Origin of the sequence: Sphingomonas ginsenosidimutans (assembly GCF_002374835.1) — a bacterium.
GTDB lineage: Bacteria > Pseudomonadota > Alphaproteobacteria > Sphingomonadales > Sphingomonadaceae > Sphingomonas > Sphingomonas ginsenosidimutans.
Window position 1 is genome coordinate 106,029 of sequence record NZ_NWVD01000002.1, and the last position, 24,351, is coordinate 130,379.

General features: G+C 70.9%; 24 protein-coding genes. 15 read left to right on the top strand and 9 right to left on the bottom strand.

Annotated features, from left to right (window positions below):
* The first annotated feature begins 11 nt into the window (after nt 1-11).
* The 10 genes from sctC to COA17_RS06165 are packed head-to-tail and all read left to right on the top strand — an operon-like array spanning nt 12 to nt 8,201.
* Nucleotides 12-1,985 carry a type III secretion system outer membrane ring subunit SctC gene (sctC, locus tag COA17_RS06120; RefSeq protein WP_096611007.1) on the top strand — a complete coding sequence of 658 codons (1,974 nt, stop codon included), beginning with the start codon at nt 12-14 and terminating at the stop codon, nt 1,983-1,985.
* Nucleotides 1,982-3,103, top strand: coding sequence for a hypothetical protein (locus tag COA17_RS06125; protein WP_096611009.1), 1,122 nt, complete (start codon nt 1,982-1,984; stop codon nt 3,101-3,103). The genes sctC and COA17_RS06125 overlap by 4 nt, the downstream gene beginning before the upstream one ends.
* A 43-nt stretch (nt 3,104-3,146) precedes the next feature.
* Nucleotides 3,147-3,458, top strand: coding sequence for a hypothetical protein (locus tag COA17_RS06130; protein ID WP_231738799.1), 312 nt, complete (start codon nt 3,147-3,149; stop codon nt 3,456-3,458).
* 12 nt (nt 3,459-3,470) lie between these two features.
* Nucleotides 3,471-3,881 (top strand): hypothetical protein, encoded by a 411-nt coding sequence (locus COA17_RS06135; protein WP_176484821.1) that lies wholly within the window; start codon nt 3,471-3,473, stop codon nt 3,879-3,881.
* 26 nt (nt 3,882-3,907) lie between these two features.
* On the top strand, nt 3,908-4,678 hold the full coding sequence (sctJ, locus tag COA17_RS06140; protein ID WP_217990992.1) for a type III secretion system inner membrane ring lipoprotein SctJ: 771 nt from the start codon (nt 3,908-3,910) through the stop codon (nt 4,676-4,678).
* Entirely contained in the window at nt 4,675-5,184 is a 510-nt protein-coding gene (locus COA17_RS06145; protein WP_066488639.1) for a hypothetical protein, read from the top strand. The genes sctJ and COA17_RS06145 overlap by 4 nt, the downstream gene beginning before the upstream one ends.
* Complete coding sequence (locus COA17_RS06150; protein ID WP_066488644.1) at nt 5,181-5,777, top strand: FliH/SctL family protein; 597 nt, start codon at nt 5,181-5,183, stop codon at nt 5,775-5,777. The genes COA17_RS06145 and COA17_RS06150 overlap by 4 nt, the downstream gene beginning before the upstream one ends.
* Nucleotides 5,774-7,111 (top strand): FliI/YscN family ATPase, encoded by a 1,338-nt coding sequence (locus COA17_RS06155; RefSeq protein ID WP_245857482.1) that lies wholly within the window; start codon nt 5,774-5,776, stop codon nt 7,109-7,111. The genes COA17_RS06150 and COA17_RS06155 overlap by 4 nt, the downstream gene beginning before the upstream one ends.
* Nucleotides 7,108-7,566 (top strand): hypothetical protein, encoded by a 459-nt coding sequence (locus COA17_RS06160; protein ID WP_096611011.1) that lies wholly within the window; start codon nt 7,108-7,110, stop codon nt 7,564-7,566. Before COA17_RS06155 ends, COA17_RS06160 begins: the two co-directional genes overlap by 4 nt.
* A complete protein-coding gene (locus COA17_RS06165; protein WP_096611013.1) occupies nt 7,563-8,201 on the top strand; it encodes a hypothetical protein in 639 nt (212 codons plus the stop codon). Before COA17_RS06160 ends, COA17_RS06165 begins: the two co-directional genes overlap by 4 nt.
* A 46-nt stretch (nt 8,202-8,247) precedes the next feature.
* Here the strand turns inward: COA17_RS06165 and COA17_RS06170 are convergent, their stop codons facing one another.
* The 3 genes from COA17_RS06170 to COA17_RS06180 are packed head-to-tail and all read right to left on the bottom strand — an operon-like array spanning nt 8,248 to nt 13,918.
* The gene (locus COA17_RS06170) at nt 8,248-9,336 is read right to left on the bottom strand and encodes a DUF2332 domain-containing protein (protein WP_245857548.1); all 1,089 of its coding nucleotides are present in this window, start codon (nt 9,334-9,336) and stop codon (nt 8,248-8,250) included.
* Between the two features lie 5 nt (nt 9,337-9,341).
* Nucleotides 9,342-11,138, bottom strand: coding sequence for a methyl-accepting chemotaxis protein (locus COA17_RS06175; protein WP_096611015.1), 1,797 nt, complete (start codon nt 11,136-11,138; stop codon nt 9,342-9,344).
* Nucleotides 11,139-11,167: 29 nt separating this feature from the next.
* Nucleotides 11,168-13,918 carry a TonB-dependent receptor gene (locus tag COA17_RS06180; RefSeq protein ID WP_096611017.1) on the bottom strand — a complete coding sequence of 917 codons (2,751 nt, stop codon included), beginning with the start codon at nt 13,916-13,918 and terminating at the stop codon, nt 11,168-11,170.
* Nucleotides 13,919-14,152: 234 nt separating this feature from the next.
* Here COA17_RS06180 and rph point away from each other — a divergent pair, with 234 nt between their 5' ends.
* Nucleotides 14,153-14,866, top strand: a complete 714-nt coding sequence (gene rph, locus COA17_RS06185; RefSeq protein WP_066489002.1) for a ribonuclease PH — start codon at nt 14,153-14,155, stop codon at nt 14,864-14,866.
* The gene (rdgB, locus tag COA17_RS06190; RefSeq protein ID WP_066489000.1) at nt 14,863-15,531 is read left to right on the top strand and encodes an RdgB/HAM1 family non-canonical purine NTP pyrophosphatase; all 669 of its coding nucleotides are present in this window, start codon (nt 14,863-14,865) and stop codon (nt 15,529-15,531) included. The genes rph and rdgB overlap by 4 nt, the downstream gene beginning before the upstream one ends.
* A 24-nt stretch (nt 15,532-15,555) precedes the next feature.
* Here rdgB and COA17_RS06195 read toward each other — a convergent pair whose 3' ends face one another.
* On the bottom strand, nt 15,556-16,113 hold the full coding sequence (locus tag COA17_RS06195; protein WP_096611019.1) for a hypothetical protein: 558 nt from the start codon (nt 16,111-16,113) through the stop codon (nt 15,556-15,558).
* 77 nt (nt 16,114-16,190) lie between these two features.
* Nucleotides 16,191-16,766, bottom strand: coding sequence for a CAP domain-containing protein (locus COA17_RS06200; RefSeq protein ID WP_342746835.1), 576 nt, complete (start codon nt 16,764-16,766; stop codon nt 16,191-16,193).
* Here COA17_RS06200 and hemW point away from each other — a divergent pair.
* Entirely contained in the window at nt 16,749-17,954 is a 1,206-nt protein-coding gene (hemW, locus tag COA17_RS06205) for a radical SAM family heme chaperone HemW (protein ID WP_245857484.1), read from the top strand. The two genes, COA17_RS06200 and hemW, sit on opposite strands and share 18 nt — an antisense overlap.
* A gap of 131 nt (nt 17,955-18,085) precedes the next feature.
* On the opposite strand, the gene COA17_RS06210 is transcribed toward hemW, so the two are convergent.
* The 4 genes from COA17_RS06210 to COA17_RS06225 form a co-directional block, all read right to left on the bottom strand.
* Nucleotides 18,086-19,186, bottom strand: a complete 1,101-nt coding sequence (locus COA17_RS06210) for an ATP phosphoribosyltransferase regulatory subunit (RefSeq protein ID WP_096611023.1) — start codon at nt 19,184-19,186, stop codon at nt 18,086-18,088.
* On the bottom strand, nt 19,183-19,521 hold the full coding sequence (locus tag COA17_RS06215; protein WP_245857487.1) for an endonuclease domain-containing protein: 339 nt from the start codon (nt 19,519-19,521) through the stop codon (nt 19,183-19,185). The genes COA17_RS06210 and COA17_RS06215 overlap by 4 nt, the downstream gene beginning before the upstream one ends.
* 169 nt (nt 19,522-19,690) lie before the next feature.
* On the bottom strand, nt 19,691-21,268 hold the full coding sequence (gene serA / locus COA17_RS06220) for a phosphoglycerate dehydrogenase (protein ID WP_096611025.1): 1,578 nt from the start codon (nt 21,266-21,268) through the stop codon (nt 19,691-19,693).
* Nucleotides 21,269-21,396: 128 nt separating this feature from the next.
* Complete coding sequence (locus COA17_RS06225) at nt 21,397-22,548, bottom strand: phosphoserine transaminase (RefSeq protein WP_096611027.1); 1,152 nt, start codon at nt 22,546-22,548, stop codon at nt 21,397-21,399.
* A gap of 212 nt (nt 22,549-22,760) precedes the next feature.
* Between COA17_RS06225 and COA17_RS06230 the strand changes: the two genes are divergently transcribed.
* Entirely contained in the window at nt 22,761-23,381 is a 621-nt protein-coding gene (locus tag COA17_RS06230; protein WP_096611615.1) for an extensin family protein, read from the top strand.
* A gap of 45 nt (nt 23,382-23,426) precedes the next feature.
* Entirely contained in the window at nt 23,427-24,305 is an 879-nt protein-coding gene (locus tag COA17_RS06235) for an LOG family protein (RefSeq protein ID WP_066491615.1), read from the top strand.
* The last annotated feature ends 46 nt before the right edge of the window (nt 24,306-24,351 follow it).

Sequence of the window (24,351 nt, forward strand, 5' to 3'; positions counted from 1 at the left end):
GGAACAACTGCATGACGCCACACCGCCTGTCGATGCTGACGCTGGGCAAGCGCACGGTCCATCATCGCGCCGGCATCGCGCTGGTTGCGTCGCTGGCGTCGGTGACGCCGGCCACCGCGCAGGCGCCGGCCGCGACACCTGCGCCGGCCTCCGCGACCACCGCCGCGCCGGGCGAGCTGACGCTGTCGCCGCGCGACCAGCCGATCGGCGCGTTCCTGCGCGATCTGTTCGGTCGCGTCGGGCGACCGGTGGTGCCCAGCCCCAGCCTGACCGGCACCGTCAACGGCGTGTTCCGCGGATCGGTGAACAAGATCTTCGCCGACGTGGCGCGCGCCTTCAACCTTGTCAGCTATGACGATGGCGCGGCACTGTACGTCTACGGCGCGAACGAGGTCAGCGTCCAGACGCTCAACGTGGGGCAGGCAACGGCCGCGCGCGTCGTGCGACAGGTCGCGGCGCAGCGGCTGGCCGACCGGCGCAACTATGCGCGCGCCTCCGCGGACGGCACGCTGGTCGTCAGCGGCACGCCGCGCTTCGTGCAGCAGGTGCAGCAGATGGCGCAGGGCGGCACCGCCACCGCGGGCCGCGGTAACCTGCCGCTCGGCAGTCCGCTGGGCGGCGCATCGTTCGGCGCGCCGCCGCCGGTCCAGCCGCTCGAATTCCGCGTCTTCTACCTGAAATATGCGCGGGCCGAGGATACCGTCAGCACCGCTGGCGGGCGCGAGCTGCGGCTGCCCGGACTGGCGACGATCCTCCAGAATCTGGTGCTCAACCAGCGTCCCGGCGGCAGCGCGCTGTCGGGCTTTGCGCCGACGCTGGGCGCGCGGCTGGTGCGGCAAAGCCAGCCGCGGCTCAAGGGGCTGGGGCTGGGCGGGGTGATGCCCAATGCGGCGCAGACGCCCGCCAACGGCCTGCCCGTCCCCGGCCTCTACCCCACCGATAGTGGCGACGTGCTGGGCTATGGCGGGTTCGGCAGCACCGGCGGCGGGCTGGGCGGCGACATCGTCGCGCCGCTGACGCAGGACATCGTCCGGATCGAGCCGAACCCGTATCTGAACGCGGTGATCGTGCGCGACGTGCCCGAACGCATGGCGGCGTATGATTCGCTGATCCGCGCGCTCGACGTCGAACCGCAGGTGGTGGAGGTCGAGGCGACGATCATCGACATCAACACCGACAAGCTGCGCCGGCTGGGCGTCAACTGGCGGCTGGGCAGCGGCGGGTTCGGCTTCCTGTTCGGCGACGGCACGTCGAACGATACGCTGCTGACCCGCAACCCCGCGCTGTCGCGCCGCGACAACACGACGGCGATCACGCCGCAGGGTCAAGGCGGCACGATCTCCACGATCATCGGCAGCCAGCGCGAGTTCCTGGGCCGTATCCAGGCGCTCGAGACCAAGGGCGTCGCGCGCGTCGTCAGCCGGCCGCAGGTGCTGACGCTGTCGAACGTCGAGGCGATCTTCGACCGCACCCGCACCTTCTACGTCCGCGTCGCCGGGCGGGAGGAGGTCGACCTGTTCAACGTCACCGCCGGCACCGTGCTGCGCGTCAACCCGCACGTCTTCCGCGATCAGGACCAGACGCGCATCCGCATGCTGGTCAATATCGAGGACGGGTCGATCAGCCGCGATTCGCTGGTCGAGAACATCCCGATCGTCGAACGCGCCAGCGTGTCGACGCAGGCAATGGTGCTCGACGGCGAAAGCCTGCTGCTGGGCGGGATGACCGTCGATGCCGATGCCGACAGTTCGTACAAGATCCCGCTGCTCGGCGACATTCCGCTGCTCGGCAACCTGTTCAAGGTGCAGCAGCGCAGCCGCTCGCGCACCGAACGGCTGTTCCTGCTGACCCCGCGGCTGGTCTCGCTCGGCTCGCGCGTCGGGCCGACCACGGTGGCGACGACGACGCGCGTCACGCCGGCGCCGGTCAACCCGCCCGCCAACCCGAAGCCCGGCTTCAGCACCGACGGGAGTATCATGCGGTGACCGTCGCCGAACCCGTGCTGCGCATCCTGAACGGCCGGCTGGCCGGGACGGAAAAGCAGTTGCCCGACAGCGGGGCGGTGTCGATCGGGCACCAGTTCTGGCACGACGTCGTCGTGCGCGATCCCGCGACGAAGGGGATGGCCGTCGACCTGGCGCTCGCCCCCGACGGCGCGGCGCAGGCGACCGTGCTGGAGGGGGAAGCCGAACTGCTCGGTTCCACCATCCCGGTCGGCGGCACCGCGATCGTCCCGCCATACGTCCCGCTGTCGATCGGCGGGATTGCGATGGCCTGGGGCGAACGCGGGTCGGATCGCTGGGCGGACGCGACCGGGCTGGTCGCCACCGTCCCCGCCCCGCCGCCTGCCCCGCCCAGCGCCAGCGACCACGCCTGGGCGTTCGCGGGCCGCGCGGGCGAGGGCGCGGCACAGGTGTTCACGCGCACCCGGCTGGCGATCGTCGCGGGCGCGGTCGGCATGATCGCGCTCGCCAGCGCGGCGGTGCCGATGGTCGATGCGCTCCACCTGCGCGGCACGCCGCCGGAACGGGTCGAGCGGGCGATGGCCAAGGCCGGGCTGCCGGGCCTGTCCGCGCATGAGGATGCGACGACCGGCGCGGTCACCGTCACCGGGGTGGTCGCCAACGATGCGCAGCGCACGCGCGCGGTCGATGCGCTGCGCGATACCGGCATCGCCGGCAGCGTGGCGGTGCTGACCAGCGCCGATCTGGCGCGCTCGGCGGTCGATGTCGCGCGGATGAACGGCATCCAGGCGGTGGCCCGCCCGATCGGGCGGACCGCGATCGAGCTGCGCGTGACCCCGATGGCGCCTGAGGACGAACAGAAACTGGCGCAGGCGGTGCGCGGCGACGTGCGCGCGTTGACGCGTCTGTCGCTGCGCGACGATCTGCCGCCGACCGAGGACGTCCCGCTCAAGACGGTGCAGGATGCGACGAAGAAGGTGTCCACCGTCGTCGGCGGCGACCCCGCGTTCATCCAGACCGTCGACGGGGCGCGCTATTTTCCGGGCGCGGTGATGCCCAGCGGGCACCGGCTGGTCGCGATTCAGGGTAACATGGTCGTGTTCGAGAAGAGCGGGCGACAGACCCGCGTGGCGTTCTGAACCCGGGGATTTGGGCAACAGGGGCAAGCGAAGGAGAAGGCAAGTGACGGACAACAGCATCACCGGCGGCCTCGGCATGATCGCCGCCACCCCCCTGACGGGGAACCGCATGGCCAAGGGCAATGCGCCGGGCACCTGGTTCGAGGCGCTCGCCGATGCCTGGGGCCAGACGCTCGACGGGCAGGCCGCGCGGATCGAACAGATGTCCGACAGCGTCGGCCAGGGCGGCGACAATCCGTCGCAGATCACGAAGCTGACCGCCGAATCGATGCGGATGAGCTTCATGGCGAACAGCTCGTCCAGCTCGATCGACAGCGTCGGCAAGGCGCTCGAGACGATGGCGCGCAAGGGCTAAGGAGGGCCGCACATGTCGATCGAAGCCATTGCGGCATCCGCCGCGGGCGCCGGCGGCGCCGGGATCGCGATGCCGCCGGGCGACACGGTCCAGGCCGGGCCGAACGCCTCCATCGCCGACATCACCAGCTTCCAGTCGTCGATGACGGCGGCGGCGTCCGGCGCCTCCCCCGTGGGCGGCCCTGACCAGCTGTCGCCCGCGATCAAGGCGATGTTCAACCAGCTGGAAAAGGTGAACGGCGAGGCGCGCAACGTCGCCGATTATGCGCAGGCCGCCTCGGCGAAGGGCGCTGACATGACCCCGGGCGAGGTCGTCAACCTGACGATGAAATGCCACGAGTTCATGTTCCACTGCCAGCTGACGTCGAACATCGCCAACCGCACCTCCGACGGGGTGCAGCAGCTGTTCCGGCAGCAATCGTGACGGTCCGGCGGGAGGAGGAGCGGCGCATGGACGCCATCGTGCGACAGCTGCGGATCGTACTGGCCGCGCTGGGGCTTCTCCTCCTGGCCGCATGCGGCCGCGCCGAACTGTACGGCAAGCTGACCGAGGCGCAGGCCAACGAGATGATCGCGGTGCTCCAGCGATCGGGGATCGAGGCCGACAAGACCAGCGCGGGCGAGAACGGCTGGACGCTCACCACCGCCAAAAGCGACTTCGGCCGCGCGGTGGAGATCCTCCAGTCGCAAGGCTATCCGCGCCAGGATTTCGCGACGCTCGGCACCGTGTTCAAGAAGGAAGGCTTCGTCTCCTCCCCCACCGAGGAGCGCGCGCGGCTGAACTGGGGGCTCAGCCAGGAACTGTCGCGCACCCTGACCGAGATCGACGGCGTGGTGCAGGCGCGCGTCCATCTGGCGCTGCCCGAGGACGCGCCGCTCGCCGAGCAGAAGGCGCCCGCCAGCGCATCGGTGTTCATCAAATACCGCCCCGGCACCGACATCAACGGCCAGATCGGCAAGATCAAGGCGCTGGTCGTCAATTCGATCGAGGGGCTGAAATACGAAAACGTCAGCGTCGAAACCTTTGCCGCCGCGCCGGCGCCGGTCGCGGTCGGCACGCCCGCCGCGTCGGCGGGCGGCGGCGACGCGCTGGTATGGGCGCTGGCGATCGGTGCGCTGGCGGTGGTCGGCGCGCTCGCCTATCCGGGCGTGCGCCGCTGGCGGCTGCGGCGGCAGGCGGCGGCGCGACGCGCGATCGTGCCGCAGGACGTCCAGCCGTGAGCGCGGCGGCGGAACGCGCGGCGCTGGCGCGGATCGGCGCCAGCCTCGCCGAACTGGCGGGCGAACGCGGCGAGCGGCGCGCGCGCGCGCTGATCGAGCGTGGCCCCGCGCCGGTCGCCGCCAGCTTCGCCGATCTGGCGCGCGCGCCCGACTGGCTGCAACGCCCGCGCCCCGCGCTGATGCGGCTGGCGGTACGCGCGGCACTGGTCGCGATGGCGCCCGCGATCGCGGCGTCGATCGACGGCGACTGGCTGCGCGAGTTGGCGCGCCGCGCGGGCGACAGCGCGCTCGACGCCGCGATCGCGCTGGCGCCAGACGTGCCGGGCGGCGGGGTGGCTGCGGTCGCCGGCGATGCGATCGACGCGCTCGGCTTCGACCTAATGCGCGCCGCGGTACCGGGCGTGCTGCACCGCTATCTCGAATGGGCACCGAGCGCGGTGCGCCGCTGCGACGCCGCGCTGGCGCGCTTCGCGGTCGCCGCCGCCGCGCGGGAGGGGACGGCATGAGCTACGTGCTGATCCACGCCGATACCGCCGCGACGCTGGTACGTGACGATCCGATCGTCCCCGCCACCGACCTGCCCGCCTTCTCCGAGGCGCGCACCCTGCTGGAGGCCGCCGCCGCGATCCGCGACGCCGCCGCTTCCGACGCACGCACCGCCGCCGATGCCGCCCGCGAGGAAGCGCGCGCCGCGGGCCATGCCGAGGGGCTGGCGACCGGCGCGGCGCAGGTGCGCGACGAACTGCTCCGGCTTGCCGCCGCAGATGCCGCGCGGCTGACCGCGCAGCGCGACGATCTGGCGCGGCTCGCGCTGGAGGTGGTGCGCCGCATCGCGGCCGATCTCGGCCCTGCCGAGATGGTCGCCGCGCTGGCCGATCGCGCCGCCGCATCGGTGTCTCCCGATCCGTCACCGGTAGTGCGCGTCCATCCCGATGCGGTCACGGCGACCGCCGCGCGGCTGGGATCGCGTGCGCGTATCGAGGGCGATTCGCGCCTGTCCCGCGACGATTGCGTGCTCGCCACCCCGCTGGGGGAGGTCCATGCCGGGCTGGAAACGCAGCTCGCCGCGCTGGCACGCGCCTGGGGAATCGCGGGATGATCGCCCCGCGCGAGATGTTGCTGGACGGCGGCGTCGATGACCTGCTCGCGCGGCTGCACCGTTCCACCACGGTCGAACGGCGGGGGCGGCTGGTCGAGCTGCTGGGCACGACGATGAAGGTCACCGGCATCGCCGCGCGCATCGGGGAAACGTGCGAGGTGGTCGTCCCCGCCACCGGCGATGCGGTGATGGCGGAGGTGGTCGGCATCGCCGGCCAGGCGACGATCCTGACCCCGCTGGGCGATGTGCGCGGCCTGTCCGCCGATGCCGAGGTGGTGGTGCGCCCCGGCGAGGATCGCGTCCCCTATGGCCCCGCATTGCTCGGCCGCGTGCTCGACGGGCGCGGCCGCCCGATCGACGGCAAGGGCGATCTGCCCGCGGGGCTGCCGACCGTTCCGCTCCACGCCCCCGCCCCCTCCCCGATGGAGCGCACGCTGATCGACCGCCCGCTGGAAACCGGCGTGCGCGCGATCGACACGCTTCTGACGCTGGGCGAAGGGCAGCGGATGGGCGTGTTCGCCGCCGCCGGCGGGGGAAAATCGACGCTGCTCGGCATGCTCGCGCGCTTCGCCAAGGCGGAGGTGATCGTCATCTCGCTGATCGGCGAACGCGGGCGCGAAGTGCGCGAGTTCATCACCGACGCGCTCGGCGAGGATGGGCTGGCGCGCTCGGTGATCGTTTGCGCCACCTCCGATCGCGCGGCGATGGAGCGGGTGCGCGCCGCGCATCACGCCACCGCCATCGCGGAGGGATTCCGCAGCCAGGGCAGGAGCGTGCTACTGCTGATGGATTCGGTCACCCGCTTCGCGCGCGCGCTGCGTGAGATCGGGCTGGCGGCGGGCGAACCGGCGGTACGGCGCGGCTTTCCCCCGTCGGTCTTCGCCGAACTGCCGCGGCTGTTCGAGCGCGCGGGCACCGATGCCAACGGCGCGATCACCGGCGTCTACACCGTCCTGTTGGAGGATGAGGACGGCGGCGACCCGGTAGGTGAGGAAGTGCGCTCGATCCTCGACGGGCATATCCTCCTGTCGCGCAAACTGGGCGCGGCGGGCCATTATCCCGCGATCGACGTGCTCGGCAGCCTGTCGCGACTGTTCACCCGGCTCGCCACCCCCGATCATCGCGCCGCCGCCACCGCGGTGCGCGCGCTGATGGCCAAACATGCCGAGATCGAATTCCTGGTGCAGGTCGGCGAATATCGCCCCGGCGCCGACGCGCTCGCCGATCGCGCGATCGCCGCGCGGCCGGAGATCGATGCGCTGCTGCGCCAGCCGGAGACGGAGCGCGCCGCGATGGCCAATGCGCTGCTGATGCTGCGGAGCATCGGTGGATGAGCGCGCGCGATACGATCCGCCAGGCCGGACAGCTCGTTCGCCTGCGCGATGTGCGCGTCCGCGCGGCGGCGGCGCGACTGGCGGCAGCGCGTGCCGCGACGCAGGAGGCGGAACGTGCGCGCCGCGACGCGGATGCCGCCGCCGATGCCGCCGGCGCCGCGCATGACGCCGCACGCGCCGATCTGGCGACCGATCCGGCGGAGGCCGAACGGCTGCTCGCGCTGCTCGACCGCGCACGCTTCGACCGCTCGATCGCCGGCGAAACCGTGGCGCAGGCGCGCACCGCCGAGGAACGATGCCTCGCCGACGAGGCCGAGCGCCGCCGCGCGATGATCGTCGCGCAGGCGCGCCACGATGCGGCCGCCGGGCGGGTCGGTGCGATGCGCCGCCACGCGCTGCGGCTGGAGGAGGAGCGCCAGGCGCTCGACAGCGAAGACATCAGGAGGTTCCGATGAGCGACGTCTCGGCCACGACGCGCAGCCACGCGCCGCGCTCCCCCGCCCGCCCCGCCGCGCGCACGGCACCGGCACCGCAGGACGTCCAGGCGATGCGCGAGGCGCTGGCGAATGCGCGCCGGCAACAAGGGTCCCTTCCGGGCCAGCCGCAGGCCGGCGGACGCACCGCGCAGCAGCAGGGGGGCGCGCGCACCGCCATGGCGGGCGCGGATCGCGGCGCGGACGCGCTGGCGACCGGCGAATGGCGTTCGGCCGATGATCGCGCCGCGCTGGACCGGCGCGACGGCGAACGCTCCTCCGATCAGGGCTTCGGCGGCTTCGCGCAGCCGGGCGCACTGCCGGTGACGGTCGCCGCGCACCCGCCCGCGCCGCAGGTCGACCCCTCCGGCTTCGCGCAGATGCTCGCCGATCTGTGGACCCGCGAAAACGGCCGCGGCGCGCGCGAAGTGCGCGTGCGGTTCGGCAATGACAGCTGGCCCGCCACCGGCGCGCGGCTGGTGCGCAGCGCCGACGGGCTGCTCGACGTCACCGTCGAAATGGCCGCGGGCAGCGCCCCGCCCCCGCTCGACACGCTGGGCGACGCGCTGGCGCAATCCGGCCTGTCGATCGGTGGGCTGGCGGCGGAGGAAGTCTGAGGGGCGCGCACGGCCTCGCGAAACACGCCTTCTTGATCCCCGCCTTTCAGCGCGTGCCGTGCCAGTCGACCCAGGCGCCATAAGCGTGGCAGGTCGCCAGATGCTCGGTCACGCCATCGGGCCAGGTCGTCAGCGACAGATGCACCGCATCGCGCGCCGCGGTCCATTCGAACCCGATCCGTGCCAGCGGCCGATCCGCATCGGCCCGCGCGCCCGCGATCGCGAAGGCATCGTGCACCAGCGCGCGCGCGCGGGCATCGCAATATTGCAGCGCCATCGAATGGACCACGACGCGCCACTCCCCCGCCGACTGCGGCTGGGCGAGCTGCGCGGGCAGCCAGTCGGCGATGTCGCCGCGCTCCAGCTGCGGCGAATCGGCGCGGGCGATGCGCAGCGCCGCCGCCAGCCGCTGCGCGCGCGCGGGCTCGTCGGCCCAGACATGCGCCATCAGCCGCTCGCACGCCGCATCGTCGCGCACGTCGAGCGGGCGCAGGTCGACCCCGCGCGCGGAGGCGATCGTCACCGGCGCGGCGGGCGGCGCGACGCCGGTCCAGCGGGGCGCGACCCGAACCGGTGACCTCGGGTCACCCGCCGCCACCCCGCCCAGATCGTGCGCATAGCGCGCCAGCAACAGGTTCAGTCCCGCGCTCGCGCCCAGTTCGCGCAGCGCCACCGGCATCGCGCGCCGTGCGCCCAGCACCATCAGCGCCGCCATGATCGCGCCGGTCCGGCCAACCTCGTTGGTCTGCGGCGCCTCTCGCATCCAGTCGGCGATGAACGCATCATGCGCCGCCATCGCCGCGCCGACCGCACGGTCGACGTCGCCCGCCGCGGCGTGGAACAACGCCGCCAGATCGGGGTCCGCACCGCGCCGCGCCAGCGCGTGGAGCGCGGCGTTGAACCGCATCGCCAGCGCGTCGGCGGCGGCATCACCCGGCCAGCCGGCGATCAGCGCGGCGGTACGCGGCGCGCGCCACAGCTGCCGCTCGCCCGCCGCCAGCACGTCGGCGACGAAGCGCGATCCCATCGCGCGCACCGCCGCGGCATGGCGGCCCAGCGGGCCGATCGGGCTGGCAGCGACGGTCATCTCGGCCTCATCCGTACCGGCAAGGCGATGATCGATCGCCGCGGGCATGTCGATCAAAATGCCGACCAGTCACCATTGGCGACCCGCCGCGGCTCCGTCGATACCGCCACCGGGGCGCGGCGCAGCGCGCGCGGCACCGCGGCCGCGGACGCGGACGCTGAGGCGCTGTCGATCGCGAAGATCGCGACGGAGGCGGCCAACTGTTCGGCCTCCTCCACCAGCCGGCGCGCGGCGGCGGAGGTTTCCTCGACCATCGCGGCATTCTGCTGCGTCATCGCGTCCATCTCGCCGATCGCGACGTTGATCTGGCCCAGGCTCTGCGCCTGTTCGTCCGACGAGCGCGCGACCGCGTCGATCGAGGTGCTGACGCTCGTCACCCGCTCGATGATTCGCGTCAACGCCTGCCCGGTCTGGTCGACCAGCTCGGCACCGGCGCGGACGTGGGTGGAAGCGGCCGAGACGCGCGCCTTCACCTCGGTCGCGGCATCGGCGGACCGCTGCGCCAGCGCGCGCACTTCGCTGGCGACGACGGCAAAGCCCTTGCCCGCCTCCCCCGCACGCGCCGCCTCGACCCCGGCGTTCAGCGCCAGCAGGTTGGTCTGGAACGCGATTCCGTCGATCAGCGCGATGATCTCGGCGATCTCGTTGCTGGCCTGTTCGATGCCGTTCATCGCACCAATCGCGCGGCGCACCACGTCGCCGCCCTGTTCGGCCTCGGCGCGGGTCTGCGCCATCGCCGCGCTCGCGTTCGTCGCCGCACCGGCGCCGTCGCGGATCGATCGCGTCACCTCGTCCAGCGCCGAAGCCGATTGCTGGAGCGCGGCGGCTTCCTGTTCCGTGCGCAGCGACAGGTCGCCGGTCGCGTCGCTGATCTCGCCGGTATTCTGCTTGATCGCCTCGACGCTGCGGCGCACCCCGCCCAGCACCTGCGACAGGCTGCCGGTGGCGGCGTTGAAATCGTCGGACAGGCGCCGGAACGCCTCGGGCAGGTCGCTGATCCGCGCTGTCAGATCGGCCTCCGACAGCCGGCTCAGGCTGCTGCCGATCGTCGCCATCGCGGCGGCGCGATCGCGGTCGTCGGCCTGCTTGGCCGCGGCGGTCTGGCGGAACACTTCGACCGCGCGCGCCATATCGCCGAGCTCGTCGCTGCGCGACGTGCCCGGCACCCGGATGTCGTGCCGCCCGTCGGCCAGTTCGGCCATCGTCGCGGTCAGCGTGGTGATCGGCCGTGCGATCGCCCGCGTCAGCATCCGCGACAAGCCGATCGCGATGCCGATCAGTGCGACCGTGCCGATCCCCAGCACGATCAGCGCGGTGTCGATCGCCCATTGCTGACGCGCGGCATAGGCCGCCAGTGCGTCGGTCTCCTTGGCCCGCAACGCGCGCAGCGGTAGCGCGATCGCACTGACCAACACCTTCTTGCCGGCGTCGCGCACCGCCTGCTGCGCCTCGTCGCGACGCCCGGCCTTCACCCACGGGATCAGCCGGTCGCCCCAGTCGCGGCGCCATTCCAGCGTCTTCGTGCGCGCCTCCGCCAGCAGCGCCTTCTGCGCCGGGTCGGTCAGCATCGCATCCAGTTCGACCGCGGTCTTATCGAACTCCGTGCGTCCCTCGTCATACGATTTCAGGTACGTGACGTCGCCCGTCACCAGGAAGCCGCGAAACTGGCTGTTCTGGCGCAGGATCGCGGTTTCCAGCGTCAGCGCCTTGGCAAAGACGCTTTGGCTGGCGTTGCTGTCCTGCGTCGAGCGCGCGATCATCATGATCGCGGCCAGGAACCCGGCCATCACCAACACCGCGGTCGCGATGATGGTCAGGAAGGACCAGCCCAGTTTGCGGGGTATCTTCATGGGTGCGACCCGTTCGTGAAGGTTGACGATCAGAAGCGCGAGCGCAGCGTCACGCCATAGGTGCGCGGCTCGGCCAGGAAGCTCGAGAACAGCACATTGCCGGTGGCGAAGTTCGGCGCGCCGAACCGCTTGACCTGCGACACGCTGCCCGCGCCCTGGAACGGGGCGGAGAAGGCGACCTGCTGGTAATCGGTGTCGAACACGTTCTGGCCCCAGAATTCCAGCGCCCAGCGCTGGTCGCGCCCGCGCACGCCGATGCGCGCGTTGACCAGGAAGAAGCCGTCCTGGTTCTTCTCGGCGAACAGGTCCGACCCGGTGTTATAGTCGCTGGTCATCCGGCTATCGACGTAGAACAGCGCGGTCAGCCCGCCCGTGCCCAGCGGCGGCGTCCATGTCGCCGAACTGGTGACCGTGTGGCGCGGCGCGTTCGACATCTGGTTGCCCGGCAGCAGGAACAGCGCCGCGTTCAGCGGCTCGCCCGATGCGCTGCCGACCAGATTGTCGCGATACTGGGTATGGGCATAGGTATAGCCCAGCGTGAAGGTGACGTCCGGCGCGGGATAGGCGCCGCCCTCCAGCTCGAACCCCTGGGTCACCACGCCGGCGCCGACCTTCCCGGTGCACGCGCCGGTGGTGGACGATTCGTCGCGATCCGCGCCGTTCAGCGACGTATCGCACGATCCGATGTTCTGGACGATGTAGTTGGTGCCGTTGAACGTGTTCAGCTGGAAATTCCGGAACTCCGACCGGTAGGCCGCAAGGTTCGCGGTGAACTGGCGCGAGCTGTACTTGACGCCCATTTCATAGGCGTTGACCGTTTCGGGATCGAACCGCAGGTTCACCGCGCTGGCCGCGGTCGGCGTCGCGAACACCGTCGCCGACAGGTCCGACCGGTCGAGGTTGTAGCCGCCCGCCTTGTACCCACGCGCATAGGATGCGTACAGCAACGTGCTGGGCACCGGCTTCCACGACAGCACGGCGGTGCCGGTCAGCTGCCCTTCGTCGATCTTGTCGCGGATCGGCACGCCGGTCAGCGCGGACGAGGAATTGCCGGTGCAGGTCAGCGTGATGATCCCCGCCGCCAGCGAGCGCAGCGCGGCATTGCCGAGCAGCGGGCCGAGCGCGGCCTGCTGCGCCGGGCAAGCGGTGTTGTTGTTGTTGAACGCCGCGTTCAGCGTCTTGCTCTCATGCGTGTAGCGAAGCCCGCCGGTGACGCTCAGCGTGTCGGTCAGCTTGAAGATGTTGTGCGTGAACAGCGCCCAGTTGCGGCTGCCCTGATCGTAGACGTCGCGCAGGCTGCCGACGTTGCTCATCGTGCTCAGCCGGTCGATCCCGCCGATGATCTGGGGCCCCACCGCCGCGGTCAGCGCGGCGCGTCCGGCGGTGCTCAGGCAGCCGGCATTGGCCGGATTGCGCAGCGCCGCGGCCGGGTTGATCGTCGCGACCATGCGGCACGCCGCGAACGCGCCATATTGCGATCCGAATTTCAGGTTGTCGACGACCTCCAGGTCCTCGTGCGCGTAATAACCGCCCACCAGCCAGTCGAGCCGCCCGCCGAACAGCCCGCCGCTCAGCCGGGTTTCCTGCGTGAAGGTGTGGAATTCGCGATAGGCGTTGCCGTCGTCGGGGCGATAGCCGATGTCGACATTGCCATAGTCGATGTCCGCCGCGCCGCCGGCCTTGTATTCGCGATACGCGCTGATCGAGATCAGCTGGACACTGCCGATGTTCCAGCCGATGCGGGCCGACACGCCGTAATCGGTGGTGACGTTGGAATAGGCGCGGCCGCGCGTGTTCGCGATCAGGCGGTTGTACGGGTCGCCCGCGCTGGGCAGCACGCCGCCCAGGCTCTGCAACACCGACACGATGCGGTTCTGCGCCGCGATCTCATAGTCGCCCGGCACGCCCGGCGTCGGATCGAACTTCTCGCGCGTGTCGATATAGACCGCGCCGCAGCACTTTTCGTCGCGATGCGTGTAGTCGCCGATCAGCCGGATCGAAAAATCGGCGGTCGGTTTGAAGAATAGCTGCCCGCGCACGAAATAGCGGTTGCGGTCGTTGTAATCGGTGTCGTTGACGACATCGTGGTAGAAGCCGTCGCGCTTGGCGAACACGCCGTCGACGCGGAACGCCAGCTTGTCGGCGACGATCGGCCCGGTCAGCGCGCCGGCCAGCCGCACCGCGTTGAAATTGCCGTAGGTCGCCTCGCCATAGCCGCCGAAGGTGAAATCGGGATACTTGGTATAGATGCTGATCGCGCCGGCGGACGAGTTGCGCCCCGACAGCGTGCCCTGCGGCCCGCGCAGCACCTCGATCCGCTCCACCTCGCCCAGGTCGTTCAGCCCCGATCCGGTACGGCTGCGATACACGCCGTCGATGAACACCGCGACCGAGCTTTCCAGCCCAGGGTTGTCGCCCACCGTGCCGATGCCGCGCAGCCGCGCGGTGGCATTGGCTTCCGATCCGGTCGACGACACGATCAGCGACGGCGCCAGCTGCGCCATCTGGCGGATGTCGGTCGCGCCCGAATTCTGCAACGCGGCGGTGCTATAGGCGCTGACCGCGATCGGCACGTTCGACAAGCGCTGCGACCGGCGCGTCGCGGTGACGACGATGTCGGCGGTGTTCGCGGACGGGGCAGGCGTCGGCTGTGCGCCTTGTGCCTGCTCCTTCTGGCTCGGCACGACTTCGCGCAGCCCCTGCGCGGCCGCCGGTCCGGCACCGACCAGCGCGACTGCGGCGCCGGCCGTCGTCGCCAGCAGACATCCCCACTTCCCCATCTGGTAAATTCCCCGTTACATTTTTGTCTTCACCATCTCCCCTACCGTTCCGATTGATACTTTCGGGTTAACGCCGCACCGTGCAGAATTGGAAATCTCCCCCGGTTGCAGCACCTTGCCGGAGGATGACGCGCCCCGCCCGGCGCCTTGGCGGACCGTGCGCACTCCGCTCGCCCCTTGTTGCCGCGCGCGTCTGCGCCTACGGCCGGCGCGTCCATGTTTCAGGAGAGTTGAATGCGCCCCAGCGGCCGCGCGCCCGACCAGATGCGCACCATCACCATCGAGCCCCGCTTCACCCGCCATGCGGAAGGATCGGTGCTGATCGGGTTCGGCGATACCAGGGTGCTGGTCACCGCCTCCGTGGAGGAGCGCGTGCCCCCGTTCCTGCGCGGCAAGGGTCAGGGCTGGGTCACTGCCGAATATGGGATGCTGCCGCGCGCCACGCACACCCGCGGCAGCCGCGAGGCGGCCAAGGGCAAGCAATCGGGCCGGACGCAGGAAATCCAGCGGCTGATCGGCCGTTCGCTACGCGCGGTGACCGACATGGCGCTGTTGGGCGAACGCCAGATCACGCTCGACTGCGACGTCATCCAGGCCGACGGCGGCACCCGCACCGCAGCCATTTCGGGCGCATGGGTCGCGCTGCGCCTCGCGGTCGACGGCCTGCTGGAAAGCGGCAAGCTCGCCGCCGATCCGCTGACGCAGAAGGTCGCGGCGGTGTCCTGCGGCATCTATCAGGGGCAGCCGGTGCTCGACCTCGATTACGACGAGGACTCGAACGCCGACGCGGACGCCAATTTCGTCCTGCTCGAAAACGGCCATATCGCCGAGGCGCAGGCCACCGCCGAACACGCCACCTATGACGAGGAGGCGCTGCTGCGGCTGCTGCGGCTGGCGCGGATCGGCTGCGCCGACATCTTCGCGGCGCAGGCGAAGGCGGTCGCATGAGCGGCGAGAGCGATACGCCCCAGGCGATCCGCAAGCTCACCGCCGGCAAGCTGGTGATCGCCAGCCACAATGAGGGCAAGGTGCGCGAGATCGCCGCCTTGCTCGAAGGCCGCGGGCTGGATGTCGTCTCGGCCGCGTCGCTCGACCTGCCGGAGCCGGAGGAGACCGGCACCACCTTTGTCATGAATGCCGAGCTGAAGGCGCGCGCCGCCGCCGACCTGTCGGGCCTGCCCGCGCTGGCCGACGACAGCGGGCTGTGCGTCGATGCGCTGGGCGGCGATCCCGGGATCTTCTCGGCGCGCTGGGGGATGGCCGATCCGGGGCTGCCCGGCGTCGATCCGGTGCCCGCGTTCGACGGGCGCGACTTCGCGCTGGCGATGCGCCGCGTCACTGACAAACTGGATGCGATGCCGGACGCGCCGCGCGACGCGCATTTCGTTTGCGCGCTCGCGCTCGCCTGGCCCGACGGCCATGTCGAATGGTTCGAAGGGCGCGTCGACGGGACGCTCGTCTGGCCGCCGCGCGGCGACCTGGGCCATGGCTACGACCCGATTTTCCAGCCGATCGGCAGCGACCTGACCTTCGGGCAGATCGCCGAGGAGGAAAAGAACGCGATCAGCCACCGCGGCGACGCCTTCCGCCAACTGGTCGCCGCCGCCTTTTGAGCGGCGGCGCGGCGCGCAGGCCGATCATTCCCCGCCGGCGGGTGGCGCCTCGGCGGGCTTGGCGTCCTCGACCACCGCTTCGTAGATGATCGACCGGTCGGACGAATCGGCGATGTGCAGCAGCATCCAGGTCGCGCCGCGCCGCGCCACGACCACGCGGATGCGGTCGTTGAACAGCCCGTCGAACCCCGGCGGCGCGACCTTCCCCGAATTGAAGATCAGCGCCCCCATGTCGCGCCCGCACGCCGGCCCGGTGCAGCTGAACACCGTCTGGAATCCGTCCTTGGCCAGCCGGTCGGCGTAATATCGCTGGATCTGCAACGGCGCGACCGCCGGCTCCACGCGATAGCCGATCTGCGTCACCTGCCCTTCCATCACCTGCCGGTTGCCGCTGGCATCCTGGCTGGTGATCTGCCCTGCCGGGATCGTGATCTCGTCCAGCGACGGCGCGCGATAATCGTCGATCACCGCGCCCGGATAGCGCGGCAGCAGCGGATGGTCTTCCCCCTCGCGGTCCTGTGCCACCACGGGCCCTGCGGCCAGCACCAACAACGCTGCCCCGATCGCCGCTACGAAACGCATGGTCGCCTACTCCCGCCGTGACATGTCGCGCGCCGTGCTGCGCGACGCGTCCGCCGCTGTCAAATGCGCCCGTCCCGTCAGAAAGCCCGCTCGCCGACCACGTTGCCGGCGGGGGAATAGCGGCACACCAGATAATCGTCGCGGCGGCTGGACGCCATCGCGCACCCCATCGCGCGCGATCCGCGCCACACGATCTGCACGTAATGGGCCACCCCGCCCCAGTTGCCCGACCGGCTCGCATCGGGCACCGCGCGGTTCACGAAGTCGCGCTTCTCCGCCACCCACAGCGCGACCATCTCGTCATAGCCGTATGCCCCGCGCGTCCCGGTGAACAGGTTCTCGCCCTCGCGCCGCGGCCCCTGCGGCTGTTCGGCGTGCGCGAAGCGGCCGGTCCGCGCCATCTCCTGCGCATAGGCCGCCGCCGACCGCGCCAGCGCATCGTCCCACACCAGCGGCGCCACGCCGACGTCGGCGCGCGCCGCGTTATGCCCCACCAGCATCGCCCGGCGCAGCAAGGATTCCCCGCGTGCCGGCGCGGGGGCATCGGGCCGCGCCTCCACCACCCGCGGCGGCCCGCCGTCCCCCGAACAGGCCGCCGCGATCAGCGGCAGCAGGAATGCGAACAGGCGGACGGCATGGCGTTTCGGGCGCATCGCCGCCATATCGGCGCCGGCATGGTTCCCGACAATCCCCCGCTGGCGCTCTACATCCACTGGCCGTTCTGCGTCAGCAAATGCCCCTATTGCGACTTCAACAGCCATGTGCGCGCGTCGGTGGATCAGGCGCAGTGGCGCGACGCGCTGCTCGCCGATCTGGCGCATGAGGCCGCGTTGCTCCCCGGTCGGCGGCTCGGCTCGATCTTCTTCGGCGGCGGCACCCCCTCGCTGATGCCACCCGCCACGGTCGCCGCGCTGATCGACGCCGCGCTCGACGCCTGGCCCGCCGCGCCCGGGGGCGTGGAGATCACGCTGGAGGCGAACCCGTCATCGGTGGAGGCGGCGCGCTTCGCCGATCTCGCCGCCGTCGGGGTCAACCGCGTGTCGCTGGGGGTGCAGGCGCTCGACGATGCCGCGCTGCGCTTCCTGGGCCGCGCGCATGGCGTGGACGAGGCGCTGGGCGCACTCGCCATCGCGCAGCGCCATTTCGCGCGCGTCAGCATCGACCTCATCTACGCGCGTCCCGACCAGTCGCTGACGGCGTGGGAGGGCGAACTGGCGCGCGCGCTCGCCTTCGGCACCGAGCACCTGTCGCTCTACCAGCTGACGATCGAACCGGGCACGCGCTTCGCGACCGAGGCCGCCGCCGGCCGCCTCGTCATTCCCGACGGCGATGCCGCCGCCGATTTGTTCGAGGCCACGCGCGCGATGACCGCCGCCGCCGGCATCCCGGCCTACGAAATCTCCAACCACGCCCGGCCCGGCGCGCAGAGCCGCCACAACCTCACCTACTGGCGCTACGGCGATTATGCCGGGATCGGGCCGGGCGCGCACGGCCGGCGCGACGCGCTCGCCACCTTCCGCCGGCGCAAGCCGGAGAACTGGCTCGCCGCGCTCGCGCGCAACGGCCATGGCCTGGAAAGCGAGGAACCGCTCGATCCCGCGACCCGCGTCAGCGAGGCGCTGCTGATGGGCCTGCGCCTTGACGAAGGTGTCAATCTCGCACGGATCGCGGCGCTGACCGGGGTCGCGATCGACGCCTTGGTCGACGACCGCCAGATCGCCGCGCTCCCCGGCCTGATCGAGCGCCGCGGCGACCATCTGCGCGTCACCGAGGCGGGCATGATCCTGCTCGACGCGATCCTGCCTCGCGTCGTGCGCGCGCCGGACGCGGCGATCACCTGAACCAACGTCGCCCCTGCCCGCATGTCGCTCCTGCGAAGGCAGGGGCCTCCCCGTTGGGGATCACAACAGAACAACCCGCACGCGGAAGAAGGCCCCAGCCTGCGCTGGGGCGACGTCCCAAGCCGCCCCGGTTACAGCGCCCGCGCCTCGCCCCCCGCCAGCACATGCGTGCACAATTGCGCCTCGGGCGTGTCGCCCGCGTCCAGCGCCGCCACCGTCACCCAGCCCTCGCCGCGCCACCGCGCGCCTTCTTCGGCCGCGGTATTCAGTGGCACGAACAGCCGGCGCCGCTCGCCCGCCGGCGCATCGCCCACCAGCCGGTCGGCATACAGCGTGAAGCCGGTCGCCGCTTCCTCCGCACCGCCTTCGTGCACCACCGTATAGGTGCCGCCGCGCCCCAGCTCCGCCGACGATGCGCCGCCGAACAGCGAGAAGCCCAGCCACGTCTGATATTCGAACCCGTGCCGCTCGGTCGGGTCCAGCGTCATCGCGACGCGCCCGTCCAGCGTCGCAGCGATCGCCGCCAGCGCATCCAGCCGCGAGGCGAGCACGCCGTCGCGGTCGAACGCGCGCAGCCGCGCCAGCGCCGGTTCGAACGGCCCCGCCGCCGCGATCAGCGGCAGGTAATCGGGCGCGATCTGCGCCACCGCGCCGGCATCCTTGGCGTCCAGCCGCTCGCGCAGCGACGCCAGCGCGTCGGCCGCGACCGGCAGCGGCCCCGCCGCCAGCGCATCGACCAGATCGGGCAGCGTGAAGTCGATCGACGGCTGCGCCACCCCCGCCGCCGCCATCGCTTCGACCGCGACGGTCGCGATCTCCCCCGCGGCGGCGACCGAATCGAGCCCGAACAGCTCCGCCCCGATCTGCCGCGTCTCGCGCGCGGGGGACAGCTGGCTGGCGCGCAGCTTCAGCGCCGACCCGGCGTAGCTCAGCCGCACCGGGCGCGGGTGGTGCCCCATCCGCGTCGCCGCGATCCGTGCGATCTGCGCGGTGATGTCCGGGCGGATCGCCAGCGTGCGCTGCGACACCGGGTCGACGAAGCGCACCGCATCGTGCAGCGCGCCCGCCTTCAGCCGCGTGCCGAGCGCCTCGGCGAACTCCGCGAGCGGCGGATCGACCCGCTCATAGCCATGCGCCCGGATCGCCCCCAGCACCCGCGCCTCGATCGCGGCGGCGGCATCGGCGTAGGGCGGCAGGCGGTCGCGAAGACCCTCGGGCAGCAGCGCGGTCATGCGCGCGCCTCCCTCTCCCCTACGGGGAGAGGGTCGGGGAGAGGGGCTGTCGTCACCGCCGACAGGATCGTTTGAAGCACGCCGTCCAAGTTCATCATCACATCCGCGTTCGTGAAGCGCATGACGCGATAGCCGCGCGCTTTGAGCCAGGCGGTCCGCCGGTCGTCACGCGATTGGTCGGCGTGGGTATCGCCGTCAACCTCAATCGCCAGCTTGAGCGTGCGCGCGCAGAAGTCGAGGATATAGGGACCGGCCACGACCTGGCGGGAGAATTTGACCCCGTCCAGCCGCCGCCCGCGCAGCGCGAGCCACAGCCGCGTTTCCGGCTCGGTCATCGCACGCCGCATCCTTCGCGCGCGGTCGAGGAGGAGGGGGGCGGTTTGCATCGGCTCGGACCATCACTGACCGTGGCGTGCGCGGCAACCCCTCTCCCAACCCTCTCCCCACAGGGGAGAGGGTTGGGAGAGGGGCAGGTGTCTCACCGAGACCACCGCCCCCCAACCATCAGAACGACAGCGCCATCGCCGTCTTCACCCCCGGCAGCGCCTTGACCTTCGCCAGCAGCGCGGCGTCGACCGTCTCGTCCACCGACAGCAGCAGCACCGCCTCGCCGCCGGCTTCGCGCCGGCCCAGGTGGAAGGTGCCGATGTTGACCCCCGCCTCGCCCAGCAGCGTCCCGATACGGCCGATGAAGCCGGGCGCGTCCTCGTTGACGACATAGATCATCGGCCCGACGAGGTCCGCCTCCACCTTGATCCCGAACAGCTCGACCAGCCGCGGCGCGCTGTCGCCGAACAGCGTGCCGACCACCGACCGTTCGCCATCGGCGGTGCGCACCGCGACGCGCAGCAGCGTGTGGTAATCGCCCTCGCGCTCTGTGCGGATCTCGCGCACCTCGACGCCGCGGTCGCGCGCCAGCACCGGGGCGTTGACCATGTTCACCGTCGCGGTCTGCGTCCCCAGGAAGCCCTTGAGCACCGCGCTGGTGATCGGCTTGGGGTTCAGCTCCGCCGCCGCGCCCTCGCGATGGATCGAGATGCGGTCGATCGCGCCATGCGCCAGCTGCCCGACCAGGCTGCCCAGCTTCTCCGCCAGCCCCATGTACGGGCGCAGCTTGGGCGCTTCCTCTGCCGACAGGCTCGGCATGTTCAGCGCGTTGATGACCCCGCCGGAGACAAGGTAATCGGCCATCTGCTCGGCGACCTGGATCGCGACATTGACCTGCGCCTCGGTGGTCGATGCGCCCAGATGCGGGGTGGAAATGAAGTTCGGCGTGCCGAACAGCGGCGATTCCTTCGCCGGCTCGGTCACGAACACGTCCAGCGCCGCGCCGGCGATATGCCCCGAATCGAGTCCTTCCTTCAGCGCCGCCTCGTCGATCAGCCCGCCGCGCGCGCAATTGACGATCCGCACGCCCTTCTTGGTCTTGGCGAGGTTTTCCGCCGACAGGATGTTGCGCGTCTGATCCGTGAGCGGGGTGTGCAGCGTGATGAAGTCGGCGCGCGCCAGCAGTTCGTCCAGCGTCACCTTGGTCACGCCCAGCTCCACCGCACGCTCCTCGGTCAGGAACGGGTCGAACGCGACGACCTTCATCTTCAGCCCCAGCGCACGGTCGGCGACGATCGAGCCGATGTTGCCCGCGCCGATCAGCCCCAGCGTCTTGCCGGTCACCTCGACGCCCATGAAGCGGTTCTTCTCCCACTTGCCCGCCTGCGTCGAGGCGTCCGCTTCCGGCAGCTGGCGCGCCAGCGCGAACATCAGCGCGATGGCATGTTCGGCGGTGGTGATCGAATTGCCGAACGGCGTATTCATCACCACCACGCCCTTGGCGCTGGCGGCGGGGATGTCGACATTGTCGACGCCGATCCCGGCGCGGCCGACCACCTTCAGGTTGGTGGCGTGCTCCAGGATCTCCTTGGTCACCTTGGTCGAGCTGCGGATGGCGAGCCCGTCATACTCGCCGATGATCGCCTTCAGCTCCTCGGGGGTCTTGCCGGTGATCTCGTCCACCTCGACCCCGCGTTCGCGGAAGATCTCGGCAGCGCGCGGGTCCATCTTGTCGGAAATCAGTACCTTGGGCATGACGAATTGCTCCTCTGTGTGCAATTCGTCATCCTGACGAAAGTCAGGATCTCGTGCGGCAAGAGCGCGCTTGCGGCGAGAGATCCCAGCTTCCGCTGGGATGACGTGTTAATTCGGGAATCGGTGGATCAGGCGGCCTTCGCGGTCGCGTAGGCCCAGTCGAGCCACGGACCCAGCGCCGCGATATCCGCGGTATCCACCGTGGCGCCGCACCAGATGCGCAGCCCCGGGGGCGCATCGCGATAGCCGCCGATGTCGAACGCGGCGCCCTCGGCCTCCAGCAGCGACACCATCTTCTTGATGACGGCCTCGTCCGCATCCACCGTCAGGCACACGCTGGTCTTCGACCGCGACGCGGCGTCCTGCGCCAGATGCCCCAGCCAGTCGCGCTCGGCGACGATCGCGTCCAGCGCCGCGGCATTGGCGTCGGACCGCTTGATGAGGCCGCCGGCACCCAGCCCCTTGGCCCATTCCAGCGCCCAGATCGCATCCTCGACCGCCAGCATCGACGGCGTGTTGATCGTCTCGCCCTTGAACACGCCCTCGGTCAGCTTGCCCTTGGAGACGAGGCGGAACACCTTCGGCAGCGGCCAGGCGGGGGTGTAGCTTTCCAGCCGCTCGACCGCGCGCGGACCCAGGATCAGCACGCCATGCGCGCCCTCGCCGCCCAGCACCTTCTGCCAGCTGAACGTCGCGACGTCGATCTTGTCCCACGGCAGGTCGTAGGCGAACACGCCGCTGGTCGCGTCGGCGAAGCACAGCCCCTCGCGATCCGCGGCGATCCAGTCGCCGTCGGGCACGCGCACGCCGCTGGTGGTGCCGTTCCAGGTGAACAGCACGTCGTTCGACCAGTCGACCCGGGTCAGGTCGGGCAGCTGGCCGTAATCGGCGCGGATGACGATCGGGTCGATCTTCAGCTGCTTGACCGCGTCGGTCACCCAGCCCTCGCCGAAGCTTTCCCACGCCAGCGCGGTGACCGGGCGCGCGCCCAGCATCGTCCACATCGCCATTTCGAACGCGCCGGTGTCGGAACCGGGGACGATGCCGATGCGGTGCGTGTCGGGCAGGTTCAGCAGGTCGCGCATCAGGTCGATGCAATATTGCAGCCGCTGCTTGCCCAGCTTCGAGCGGTGCGAACGCCCCAGGACGTCGGTCGCCAGCTTGGCGGGGTCATAGCCGGGGGGCTTGGCGCACGGGCCGGAGGAAAAATGCGGGCGCGCCGGCCGGGTGGCGGGCTTCGCGGGCGCAAGGGTGGCGTCGGCGGCAATCGAATCAGTCATGTCAGACTCTCCTCACAGAGAGCACGCGCGGCGTTGGGACCGCGTGGCCCGTCGACCGCCCTAGCGGCCAATCGCGCCCTGTCAACCACCAGACGTCAACCATCTGCCGCGCCCCCCGACCCTTCCGTCACCTCGGACTTGTTCCGGGGTCCACCATGCCGCAAGCGATGCGGATGAGGGGTCATCGGAACCGCGCCGGCACGACGATCGCGATGGCCCTGGCCCTCGCCGCCTGCGGCCGGGTCGAGCGCCCCGCCCCGCAGGCGCCGCGGGCGGAGGTCGCCGGGCCGTCGCTGCGCGAAACCGCGCAATGCCATGCCGACCTGCGCGCGCTGGGCGTCGATTTCCAGCCGCTGCCCGACCGGCAGATCGCGCCCGGCTGTGCGCTTTCCGGCACGGTCAAGCTGCTCGACATCGGCGTGCCGACCGCCAATCTGGGCGCGGTGCGCTGCGGCGAGGCGCGCGCCTATGCCGCCTGGGCGCGCAACGGCGTCGCGCCGGCGGCGTATCAGATCCTGGGATCGCAGCTGTCGCGCGTCGTCTCGATGGGCAGCTACGCCTGCCGCAACACCGTCGGCACCGCCGGCCCGGCGCGCCGGTCGGGGCATGCCATCGCCAATGCGATCGACATCGCCGCGTTCGAGCTGAAGGACGGGCGGCGGATCTCGATCCTGTCGGACTGGAACTCCCCCGATCCGCAGGTGCGCCGCTTCCTCGCGACGATCCGCACCTCCGCCTGCCGCCGCTTCGGCACCGTCCTGTCGCCCGACTATAACGAGGCGCATCGCGACCACCTGCATCTGGAGGACGACGGCAAGGCGTTCTGCCGGTGAGGGCGCCGTCTTGCGGGCGTCACGAAGCGTGACTACACCCCCCGGATGACAGAAACCCGCGTTCCCAGCCGCGTCTTCCCCGCTGCCAAGCAGGATGCCGACGCCGCCGCCCACAACATCTCCACCCCGCAGACCGAAAGCCCGGCCTATCGCCTGGCGTTCCAGGACATGGACTTCCTGCTGCGCGAGGATCTGCGCCCGGTCCGCTTCCAGCTGGAACTGCTCAAGACACAGCTGATCCTTGAGGAGGCGCATATCGGCTCCACCTTCGTCTTCTACGGTTCGGCGCGCATCCCGGAGCCGGCCAAGGCGCAGGCGCTGCTCGACATGGCCACCGACGACAAAAGCCGCCGCATCGCCGAGCGGCTGGTCGCCAAGAGCAAATATTACGACATGGCGCGCGAACTGGCGCAATTGTGCTCGAACTTCCCGCGCGACGAAGCGGGGCGGCGGCACTTCGTCGTCTGTTCCGGCGGCGGCCCGTCGATCATGGAAGCGGCCAACCGCGGCGCGGCGGACGTGCACGCCGAATCGATCGGCCTCAACATCGTGTTGCCCCACGAACAGGCGCCCAACCCCTACGTCACCCCGTCGCTGTCGACGCAGTTTCACTATTTCGCGCTGCGCAAGATGCACTTCCTGCTCCACGCGCGCGCGCTGGCGGCGTTCCCCGGCGGGTTCGGCACCTTCGACGAATTGTTCGAACTGCTGACGCTGATCCAGACCGGCAAGGTCGCGCCGATCCCGGTGCTGCTGTTCGGCCGCGAATTCTGGGAGCGCGTCGTCAATTTCGACGCGCTGGTGGAGGAAGGCGTGGTGTCCGAACGCGACCTGGGCATCTTCCGCTACGTCGACAGCGCCGCCGAAGGCTGGGCGGTGGTGCAGGAATTCTATCGCGAGCGCGACGAGAAGGCCGCACGCTGACGATCGCAGGCGTCACCCCCCGGTAAAGCCTTTGTGTTGCACCGCA